Raw genomic sequence first — 10,079 nt, forward strand, 5'->3', positions numbered from 1 at the left:
GGGGAAGCACCAGCCATTGCAGTGGAACATCGGCAGCGTCCAGAGATAGACGGGATGACGACCCATGCCGCAGGTCACAATATTCGAGGTCGCGAGCAGATTGGCGCCGCGGTGATGATAAACCACCCCCTTGGGGTCGCCGGTGGTGCCCGATGTGTAGTTCAGCGAGATCGCGTCCCATTCGTCGCCGGGTAACGTCCAGGCGAAATCCTGGTCGCCGGTCACGAGAAAGTCCTCGTATTCGACGCTGCCAAGCCGCTCGCCGCTGCCGTCATAGACCGGGTCGTCATAGTCGATGACCAGCGGCTTGACCTTGCAGAGTTCCAGTGCCGCCTGGACTGTGCTCGAGAATTCGCGGTCCGCGATCAGCACCTTGGCTTCGCCATGGTCGAGCGAGAACGCGATGATGGCGGCGTCGAGCCGCGTGTTCAACGTGTTGAGCACACCGCCGGTCATTGGCACGCCGTAGTGACATTCGAGCATGGCGGGCGTGTTCGGCAGCATGGCTGCGACGGTATCGCCCCTGCGGATGCCGTGCTTCGCCAGCGCGGATGCAAGCCTGCGCGAGCGTGCGTAGAATTCGGCATAGGTCCGGCGCAACGGGCCGTGGATGATCGCAACATGGTCGGGAAAGACGGCGGCGGCACGCTCGAGGAAGGTCAGCGGCGTCAGCGGCTGGAAGTTGGCCGGGTTGCGGTCGAGGTCGATGTCATAGGGCGAGGTCTTCATCGGGGCGCCTTCTTCCGTCGCGTCGCCTTCGGATCTAGCCGGTCCCGCGCTCTCCCGTAATCCATCCCTTTTTCCGATGCGGCGCAATCGACGCAGCTGGACTCGTGGGTCAGGGATGGAGGCGCAACGCCAGGAACCCGTCGATGATCAGCTTGCTGCCGACAGCAATCAGCAGCCAGTAGATGATGGTGTAGAAGCGTTCCGCCGGCACGCGGCGCACCAGCCAGACACCGGCAACGGTCGCGAGGATCGCGACCGGAAACAGTGCCGCCGACGCGGCGAGGTTCTCGCGGGTGAACTGGCCGAGCGCGATATAGGGGCCGACTTTCATGAGATTGAGCAGCGCGAAGAAGATCGCGCCGGTGCCAACGAAGGTCGGCGGCGAGAGCCGCTGCGGCATGACGTAGATCTGAAAGGGAGGGCCGCCGGCATGGGCGATCATGCTGGTGAAACCGCAAACCGCGCCCCAGAAGCTGCCGGGCCCAAACGCGGGCTTCGTGACCGGCGACTGCGCCTTGCGGTCGGCGAAGAGCCGACGGCCTGCGAAGGCAACCGAGATGATGCCGACCGAAAGGCCAACCGCGGCATCGGAAACCCGCGATGCCAAGACATAACCCGCAAGCACGCCGAGAAGAGCACCCGGCAGCATCGTCGCGAGGTTGCGTTTGTCGAACTCACGGCGATAGGCCCAGACGCTCACCATGTCCTGGACGATCAGGATGGGCAGCATGATCGCGGCCGCCTGGACCGGCGGGAGCACGAGCGCCATCAGCGGCAGCGAGAGCAGCCCCAGGCCCGAGAAGCCACCCTTGGCGAGCCCGACCAGGATGACGGCAGGCACCATCGCGGCGAGATAGGCTGGGTCGAAGCTCATGGCTGTCCGGGGGGGCGAGGGCGGGAGCGGTCGTGCGCGGATGCGTAGCTAAAGTCTGACGGCGGCGTGCTTGCGCAGGCGGGGGAGAGTGAGCACGATCCCGCGCAAAATCGCCCGACCCGCTTGCCGGGTCTAGGCCAGAACCAGGCGAAGAGGAACGCGTCCGATGAAYGCCACGCATGCAAGCCACTATCGCGAAACCTATGCGCGCTGGCAGGCGGATCCGATCGGCTTCTGGCGCGAGGCGGCAGGCGAGATCGAATGGATCAAGCCGCCGCAGGCGATCTTCGATGCCGAAGCCGGTGTCTATGGACGCTGGTTCCCGGATGCGAGCTGCAATACCTGCTTCAATGCGCTCGACCGGCATGTGCGTGACGGGCGGGGCGAGCAGACGGCGCTGATCTATGACAGCCCCGTCACCGGAACCAAGGCGAGCTACAGCTATCGTGATCTGCTCGGCGAGGTCGCGACGCTTGCGGCTGTCCTGCAGGATCTGGGCGTCGGCAAGGGCGACCGCGTCATCATCTACATGCCGATGATCCCGGAGGCAGCCTTTGCCATGCTGGCCTGCGCCCGGATCGGGGCGGTGCATTCGGTGGTGTTCGGCGGCTTCGCCGCCAAGGAACTGGCGACGCGCATCGATGACGCCAGGCCAAAGGTCATCCTGACCGCGACATGCGGCATCGAGCCGACACGCATCGTCGAATACAAGCCGCTGCTCGACGGCGCGATCGCGCTCGCCGCCCACAAGCCGGAAACCTGCATCGTGCTGCAGCGTCCCCAGGCGGACGCCTCCATGCATGTCACGCGCGACCGGAACTGGCGGGCGCTGGTCGCCTCGGCCAAGGCCGCGGGACGCAAGGCCGATTGCGTCGAGGTCGCCGCCACGGACCCGCTCTATGTGCTCTACACCTCGGGCACGACGGGTCGGCCCAAGGGAGTGGTCCGTGACAACGGCGGCCATATGGTCGCGCTGAAATGGACTATGGAGAACCTCTACGGCGTGAAGCCGGGCGAGGTCTTCTTTACCGCGTCCGATGTCGGATGGGTCGTCGGCCATAGCTATATCGTTTATGGCCCGCTGCTGCATGGCGCGACCTCGGTGCTCTATGAGGGCAAGCCGGTCGGCACGCCTGATCCCGGCGCGTTCTGGCGCGTCATTTCCGAACACAAGGCGGTGGCGATGTTCACCGCACCGACGGCGTTTCGCGCGATCCGCAAGGAGGATCCGCAGGCAACCCATCTCGCACGCTACGACCTGTCGCAGTTCCGCACGCTCTTCCTCGCCGGAGAACGGGCCGATCCCGATACGTTGAAATGGGCCGAGGACGTGCTGAAGGTTCCGGTCATCGACCATTGGTGGCAGACCGAGAGCGGCTCCTGCATGGTCGGCAACCCGGTCGGGCTGGAGCTCCTGCCGGTGAAGCATGGATCGCCGACCGTGCCGCTGCCGGGCTATGACGTGCAGTGCCTCGACGAGACCGGAAAACCCGTATCGGCCGGCACGATGGGGGCGATCGTGGTCAAGCTGCCGCTGCCGCCCGGCGCCTTGCCGACGCTGTGGCAGGACGACGAGCGGTTCCGCCAATCCTATCTCACGGCCTTCCCGGGCTATTACAACACCTCGGATGCCGGCTTCATCGACGAGGACGGCTACGTCTTCATCATGGGCCGCACCGACGATATCATCAACGTCGCCGGCCATCGGCTCTCGACCGGTGGCATGGAGGAGGTGCTTGCCTCGCATCCGGCGGTGGCGGAATGCGCCGTGGTTGGTATCAGGGATGCTCTGAAGGGCGAGCAGCCCTGCGGGTTCGTCGTGCTGAAATCGGGCGTGACGCAAAGCCCGGCCGAGGTCGAGAAGGAGCTGGTTGCGCTGGTGCGCGACAAGATCGGCCCGGTTGCTGCCTTCAAGCTCGCGGTGACCGTGGCACGCCTGCCGAAGACACGCTCCGGCAAGATCCTGCGCGCGACGATGAAGAAGATCGCCGATGGCGAGGAATATGCCGTACCGGCGACGATCGACGATCCTGTCGTGCTCGACGAGATCGGCGAGGTCCTCAAGGCGAGAGGCGTTGGCTAGTCCGAGGGCGAGACAGGATTGCCTGGCTCGCGATGACGCGGCTCAGATCCCGATCGTCGCGCCATTCCAGCGCAGCAGTCGTTCGCCGACATCGAGCGCCATCAGATCCTCGCCAACAATCAGCGGGCCGGCATAACCTGCCGTCCTGATCTCGCGGGCAAGCCGGGAGGTGTCGGCGCCGGGCGGTACCAGATGCGTCAGCGCGAGCATGCCTGCGCCGGCCTGCGTCGCCAGTTTCGCCACCACGGCGGGGGTCATGTGATAGGCCTGTACGGCCGCCACGGTCTCGGCCGAGCGAATACCGGCGACGACAGGCATCTCACTGTCGATGAAGACCTCGCAGACCAGCAGATCGCAATTCTGCGCGGCGCGTTCGAGCGACGGTGTCAGGCGCGTGTCGCCCGAGAAGACAAGGCTGCTGCCTGCCAGCGAAATCGCGAGTCCGAAAGCGGGCTCGACAGGCCGGTGATCAACCAGGAAGGCGTCGATCGCGAGTTCGCCCAGCCCGGAGACGATGCCTTCGCGCAGCTCCTCGAACTGCACATCGAGCCCCGTGGCGTCGGGCCGCTTCTCGAAGGCAATGCGCAAGGCGCGTTCGCGGGCAAAGCCCTCGTATTGCGCGCGCATATTGGCAAGTGCGGGGGCAGGGGCCAGCACACGCCAGGGGCGGGCGCGGCCCTGATGCCAGGATGAGACCACAAGTTGGTAGAAATCGACCAGATGGTCGGAATGCTCATGCGTGACGATGAGCAGGTCGATATCGGTGCCGCGATGGCCGGCGGCGACCAGGCGCTGGCTCACGCCCGAGCCGCAATCGATCAGGATCTTGCGTCCGGCCCCCTGGACGAGATGGGACGGGCCGGCCCGGCGCAGGCTGACCGGCGGCGCGCCCGTGCCGAGAAAGGTGAAGGCAAGATCGGATGCCAAGGCCATTCTCCGCGACAGGCAGGCCGCTCGGTCGTCAGCGACCTCAGATCTCGTCGTCCTCGTCGGCCGGACGCTTGAGCTGCTTCAGCTTGGCGAAGACGGAATCGACGTCGATCGCCGCTTCCTCCTCGCGCTTCGGCTTGCTCATATCAGCGAAAGGCTGGCTCGCATGGACCGGCTCCCGCGCGGTGGTCTCCTCGGCCGGGAGCAAGGTCGAGCCTGCCTCCGCAAGGGCGGCCGGGCGATCCTTGGCCGCACGACCGACCTCGAAGTCGAGATCGATCTGCGAGCTGAGCCCGAGGCTGACCGGGTCGACCGGCGTCAGGGTCTGCGCGTTCCAGTGGGTGCGGTCGCGGATCTGGGCGATGGTCGATTTCGTCGTGCCGATCAGGCGGATGATCTGCGYGTCCTTGAGCTCGGGATGGTTGCGCAGCAGCCAGAGGATCGCGTTCGGGCGGTCCTGGCGCTTGGAAACCGGAGTGTAGCGCGGCCCCTTGGCGCGCTTGATCTCCGGCACCTTCACCTTGCGCTCGGCAAGCCGGAGATGGTGGTTCGGGTTCTTGGCGGCGCGCTCGAGCTCCTCACGGGTGAGCTGACCAGAGGTGATCGGGTCGAGGCCCTTGATGCCGGCGGCGACTTCGCCATCGGCGATGCCGCGAACTTCGAGCGGGTGGAGTTTGCAGAACTCGGCGATCTGCTCGAAGGTCAGCGACGTGTTTTCCACGAGCCAGACCGCAGTGGCTTTCGGCATCAGCGGGGGTTGTGACACGGCATCGTCTCCTGGATCTCGAAGGCCGGCGGCTTACGCCGGATCAGGGTCGCGGACAAAAGCTCTCATGCGCCGACCGGCCTCCTCGGCCGGCCATCCAAATCATCAGCGATGAGCAGGATGCGGGCGTTATATGCAAAGCCATGAAGGCTGTCCAAGAAAAAGCGCGGAAGGCGCCGGTGGCTCAGACAGCCCTATGATCGATGACAGCGCCGGCCGGCAAGGCGAGCACTGATATCGCGGCTGCGGGTCACATCGTCAGGACGATCTTGCCGATATGGGCGTTGCTCTCCATCAGGCGATGCCCGGCCGCGGCCTCTGCCAAGGGGAAGGTCGCATGGATCATGGGTTTGCAGCGGCCCTGGGCCAGCAGGGGCCAGACCTTGGCCTCCAGCTCGGCGGCGATGGCTGCCTTCTCGGCGATGGTGCGCGGGCGGAGTGTCGAGCCGGTATGGGTCAGGCGCTTCATCATCAGCCGACGGAAATCGACCTCCGCCTTGGGGCCGTTCAGAAAGGCGATCTGGACGATCCGGCCGCTCTCGGCCGCTGCCTCGTAATTGCGGGAAATGTAGTCGCCGCCGACCATATCCAGGATCAGGTCGATGCCGTGCCCGCCGGTGGCCTCCTTCGCGGCGCTGACGAAATCCTGCTCCCGGTAGTTGATCGCGACATCGGCACCGAGTTCGCGGCAGGCCGCGCATTTCTCATCCGAGCCCGCGGTTGCGATGACCGTCGCGCCAAAGGCCTTTGCGAGCTGGATCGCCGTGGTGCCGATGCCCGAGCTGCCGCCATGGACCATGAAGCTCTCGCCGCTCTTTAACCGGCCACGCTGGAAGACGTTGGTCCAGACGGTGAAATAGGTCTCGGGAATCGCGGCCGCCTCGATCAGCGACAGCCCGGCGGGGACTGGCAGGGCATTGCTCTCGTGGACGCTTGCATATTGGGCATAGCCGCCGCCGGCGACGAGCCCGCAGACCCGGTCTCCCAACGCGAAGCGGCCGACGCCATCGCCGACCGCCACGACCCTGCCCGCGATCTCGAGGCCGGGGATATCCGAGGCGCCGGGCGGGGGAGCGTAGCCGCCGAGCCGCTGCAGGACATCGGGCCGGTTGATGCCGGCGGCCGCAACTTCGACGAGAACCTCGCCTGCGGCCGGTTTCGGCACGGGCCGTGTTTCAGGACGCAACACGTCAGGGCCGCCGGGGGCCGCAAAGCCGATGGCGGTCATCGTCTCGGGAAGGATTGGCATCACGTCTGGTTGTCCCTCTTTGGTCATGAGGCGTCCGCATCTGACGCCTGCTTCGCAGAGATAGTGGCCTTGCGGCGGCGAGCCGGCTAGTCTCCRCCGTCGCGTTTCGAAAATGAGGCAGCCATGTCGATATTTTCAGAGGATGACCGCCCCGCGCCGCAACCCATTCACCAGATCGGGCAGGATCTTGCGATGCTGTCGCTCGCGGAGATCGATCAACGCATCGAGGCGCTCAAGACCGAGATCGCGCGCCTGATGGAGATCAGGGCCAAAAAGGATGCCTCGCGCTCGGCTGCGGATGCCTTTTTCCGCAAGATAGGCTGAGGCAGGGGCTCGCGGCACGAATAGCTCAGGCTTCGTCGTGCCAGGATTCCATAAGCGCGCATCGACCGGGCCGACTGGCGCGGGAGGAGGGCAATCGTCGCCCGATCCTGCCGTTTCCTTGCGCAAATATGCTCGCGCGGCGGCGTTCTTAACCGCTCCTTAACGATTCCAAAGTATGAATCCGATCATCCAGTTTCTCTGGATGTCGAGTGGCTCCTGCCCACTCTGTTTGACGCCTCCCTGTTGACCTTCGAGCCGCCTTCGGGGCGGCTCTTTTTTGGCCTTCATGGCGTGTTAAGGTTAACAACATCTTACCAGAGTCTCGACAATGCAACGGCGCTATTCTTGCCGTTGTGACGGTATCAATCCGTGGCGCGTCCCAGACGCACACGCCTTTGTGCCGATTGGAGACGTCGCGATGACCGATATGACGCTGCTGAAGTCCGGGCCGGATGAAGGCGCACTTTCCTTTGCAAGGGGCTTCGTCAAATCGGACGGCTTCATGCTGCTGTTTCGCGAGGGCATGGCGCTGGTCGAGCTGACGGCGAGCTACCTCGATGGCGACGGCCGCGCCGAGTCGGCGGCACTCCCGCGCGATGTTGCGCTGACCTATGCGACCGAAAGCATGCGCCTGACGACGCGGCTGATGCAGATCGCCTCCTGGCTCCTGGTGCAGCGCGCCGTGGCCGAAGGAGAGATGACCGCAGAGCAGGCTCGGCTGGAGAAGAACAAAGTCAAGATCGCCGAGCCGATGCTGTCGCCGGTGCAGGAAGAGGCGATGCGCCTGCCGCAGAGGCTGCGCGATCTGATTGCCCACTCCATCCGTCTGCAGGACCGCATCCGCCACCTCGAAGGGCTGATGTCCGGTTCAGACGTGTTCGAGGTCACTCCGAACCCCGTCCAGAGCCAGATCCGCAGCCTGCAATCGCGGCTCGCCCTGCTCAACTGAGCCTGATGCGCGGGGCTCGCGACCGCGACCAATCGCCGCCCGACACGCAAAAAGCCCGGCCGCTAGGCCGGGCTTTTGTGTTTGCAGGCTGCGTCGATCGGGGACGATCGACGGCCGAATTACTTCTTGCCGAGCGCGCTGAGGGCGCCGAAGCGCGAATTGAAGCGCGAGACGCGGCCGCCGCGGTCCATCAGCTGCTGGGTGCCGCCGGTCCAGGCCGGGTGGGTCTTCGGGTCGATGTCGAGATTGAGGGTGTCCCCCTCCTTGCCGAGCGTCGAACGCGTGAAGTATTCGGTGCCATCGGTCATGACGACCTTGATGGTGTGGTAGTCGGGATGGATGCCGGTCTTCATGGCGAAATCCTCAATCGTAAGCGGGCACGGTCGATAACCAGGCTAGCTGGCCGGCCCGTCGAACAATTCGTATGAGCCTGTCGTGAAGTCGCCAGCGCAATAGCGCAGGCGAAGCGACAGCGCAAGCATGACAGGACAGTGAAGCGTGGCCGAAGATAACGAAGACCAGAAAAAGACGCGCCCCGATTTCCATTCTCTCTCCTCCTTCTGGCCCTATGCGCTGGCGCAGAAGGGGCGGATCGCGCTGGCCATCCTCGCACTGATCGTCGCCTCGGGCGCGACTCTGGTGCTGCCGCTCGCGGTCCGTCGCGTCATCGATGTCGGGTTCTCCGGCGGCGATCAGGCGCTCGCCCACAATTATTTCATGCTGCTGATCGGGGTCGTCGCCGTGCTGGCACTGGCGAGCTCGGCGCGATTCTATCTGGTGATGACGATCGGCGAGCGCATCGTTTCCAGCCTGCGCGCCGATGTCTTCACCCATCTGACCCGGCTCGAGCCCGCATTCTTCGATTCGAGCCGCGCCGGCGACCTCGTCTCGCGCCTTACGGCGGATACGACGCAGATCAAATCGGCCTTCGGTTCGGCTGCCTCGATCGCATTGCGCAATGGCATCATGTTTCTCGGTGCCCTGGCGCTCATGGTCGTGACGAGCCCCCAGCTTTCGGCCATCGTCATCGCCGCGATCCCGCTGATCGTGCTGCCGCTGGTCTTCTCCGGACGCTCGGTCCGGCGCCGGGCGCGGGCGGCGCAGGATCGTCTGGCCGATGCCTCGGCCTTCGCCTCGGAGGCGGTCGGTGCGATCCGCACCATGCAATCCTTCGGGGCCGAGCGGCAGACGGCCCGGGCCTTCGAGAGTGCCTYGAACGATGCCTATGCGGCCTCGCGCTCCGCGACGCGCTCGCGTGCCATCCTCTCAGGCGTCGCGATCTTCCTGGTCAGCGCCAGCGTGGTCTGCGTGCTCTGGGTCGGCGCGATGGATGTCTTTGCCGGCCGGATGACTGGCGGCAGGCTCTCGCAATTCGTGCTCTACGCGGTGCTGGCTGCGAGTTCGCTCGGACAGCTCTCGGAGGTTTATGGCGAGATTTCGGCCGCCACCGGTGCCGCCGGGCGCCTCGGCGAAATCCTCGCGACCAAACCGGCGATCACCGCTCCTGTGCATCCAAAGCCGATGCCCGAGCCATCGCTCGGTGAACTCGCCTTCGAACGCGTCTCCTTCTCCTATCCTGGGCGGACGGTCCTGGCGCTGCACGAGATGTCCTTCAGCGTCCGCCCGGGCGAGCGCATTGCCCTGGTTGGCCCATCCGGTGCCGGCAAGAGCACGGTGCTGCAGCTTGCGCTGCGCTTCTTTGATCCGGCGGAAGGCCGCATCATGGTCGACGGCGTCGCCGGGACCGACGCCGATCCGGAAGCCTGGCGGCAGCGCTTCGCGCTGGTGCCGCAGGAACCGACCGTGTTCGGTGTCTCGGTGCGGGACAATATCGCCTATGGCCGCCCCGGTGCGAGCCGCGAGGAGGTCGAGGAAGCCGCCCGCCTGGCCGCAGCCGACGGCTTCATCCGTGCTCTGCCGCAGGGTTACGACACTGTCGTCGGCGAGCGTGGCGTCACGCTCTCGGGCGGCCAGCGCCAGCGTCTGGCGATCGCCCGGGCGGTGCTGAAAGATGCGCCGATCCTGCTGTTGGACGAGGCCACCTCCGCGCTCGATTCGGAAAGCGAACGCGCGGTCCAGGATGCGCTCGACAGGCTGATGCAGGGCCGCACCACGCTGGTGGTCGCCCATAGGATCGCCACCATCCTTTCTGCCGTTCGCATCCTGGTTCTGGAC

Annotated in this window: 10 protein-coding genes; 4 read left to right on the plus strand and 6 right to left on the minus strand. The window is 65.5% G+C overall.

Annotated elements, in window-relative coordinates; translation table 11 throughout:
* Positions 1 to 729, minus strand: a 729-nt coding sequence (locus tag AC1D34_RS27545; protein ID WP_476825917.1) for an AMP-binding protein, incomplete at its 3' end; no start/stop codon positions are given.
* A gap of 109 nt (positions 730 to 838) precedes the next feature.
* Positions 839 to 1,603: a sulfite exporter TauE/SafE family protein gene (locus tag AC1D34_RS27550; protein WP_441488189.1), complete on the minus strand. Its 765-nt coding sequence runs from the start codon at positions 1,601 to 1,603 to the stop codon at positions 839 to 841.
* 166 nt (positions 1,604 to 1,769) lie between these two features.
* Between AC1D34_RS27550 and AC1D34_RS27555 the strand changes: the two genes are divergently transcribed.
* Positions 1,770 to 3,686: a propionyl-CoA synthetase gene (locus tag AC1D34_RS27555; protein ID WP_441506986.1), complete on the plus strand. Its 1,917-nt coding sequence runs from the start codon at positions 1,770 to 1,772 to the stop codon at positions 3,684 to 3,686.
* Positions 3,687 to 3,728: 42 nt separating this feature from the next.
* On the opposite strand, the gene AC1D34_RS27560 is transcribed toward AC1D34_RS27555, so the two are convergent.
* From AC1D34_RS27560 to AC1D34_RS27570, 3 genes are all read right to left on the minus strand, one after another.
* A complete protein-coding gene (locus AC1D34_RS27560) occupies positions 3,729 to 4,613 on the minus strand; it encodes an MBL fold metallo-hydrolase (protein ID WP_441506987.1) in 885 nt (294 codons plus the stop codon).
* A gap of 43 nt (positions 4,614 to 4,656) precedes the next feature.
* Entirely contained in the window at positions 4,657 to 5,382 is a 726-nt protein-coding gene (locus AC1D34_RS27565; protein WP_476825918.1) for a DUF1013 domain-containing protein, read from the minus strand.
* A gap of 250 nt (positions 5,383 to 5,632) precedes the next feature.
* Complete coding sequence (locus tag AC1D34_RS27570; RefSeq protein WP_441506988.1) at positions 5,633 to 6,634, minus strand: NAD(P)H-quinone oxidoreductase; 1,002 nt, start codon at positions 6,632 to 6,634, stop codon at positions 5,633 to 5,635.
* A 120-nt stretch (positions 6,635 to 6,754) separates the two neighbouring features.
* Between AC1D34_RS27570 and AC1D34_RS27575 the strand changes: the two genes are divergently transcribed.
* The gene (locus tag AC1D34_RS27575) at positions 6,755 to 6,955 is read left to right on the plus strand and encodes a DUF1192 domain-containing protein (protein ID WP_069879389.1); all 201 of its coding nucleotides are present in this window, start codon (positions 6,755 to 6,757) and stop codon (positions 6,953 to 6,955) included.
* A gap of 418 nt (positions 6,956 to 7,373) precedes the next feature.
* Positions 7,374 to 7,904: a protease adaptor protein RcdA gene (gene rcdA, locus AC1D34_RS27580; protein ID WP_113513280.1), complete on the plus strand. Its 531-nt coding sequence runs from the start codon at positions 7,374 to 7,376 to the stop codon at positions 7,902 to 7,904.
* Positions 7,905 to 8,023: 119 nt separating this feature from the next.
* On the opposite strand, the gene rpmE is transcribed toward rcdA, so the two are convergent.
* The gene (rpmE, locus tag AC1D34_RS27585; protein WP_043238453.1) at positions 8,024 to 8,257 is read right to left on the minus strand and encodes a 50S ribosomal protein L31; all 234 of its coding nucleotides are present in this window, start codon (positions 8,255 to 8,257) and stop codon (positions 8,024 to 8,026) included.
* A 145-nt stretch (positions 8,258 to 8,402) separates the two neighbouring features.
* Here rpmE and AC1D34_RS27590 point away from each other — a divergent pair.
* A partial coding sequence (locus AC1D34_RS27590) for an ABC transporter transmembrane domain-containing protein (RefSeq protein WP_476825919.1) occupies positions 8,403 to 10,079 on the plus strand: 1,677 nt, incomplete at its 3' end.

The sequence above is a fragment of the Allobosea sp. P1_A7 genome (assembly GCF_056406775.1).

Coding starts and splice junctions, on each gene's coding strand:
- AC1D34_RS27550 (WP_441488189.1), bottom strand. CDS start 1,603: ATGAGCTTCGACCCAGCCTATCTCGCCGCGATGGTGCCTGCCGTCATC.
- AC1D34_RS27575 (WP_069879389.1), top strand. CDS start 6,755: ATGTCGATATTTTCAGAGGATGACCGCCCCGCGCCGCAACCCATTCAC.
- rcdA (WP_113513280.1), top strand. CDS start 7,374: ATGACCGATATGACGCTGCTGAAGTCCGGGCCGGATGAAGGCGCACTT.
- rpmE (WP_043238453.1), bottom strand. CDS start 8,257: ATGAAGACCGGCATCCATCCCGACTACCACACCATCAAGGTCGTCATG.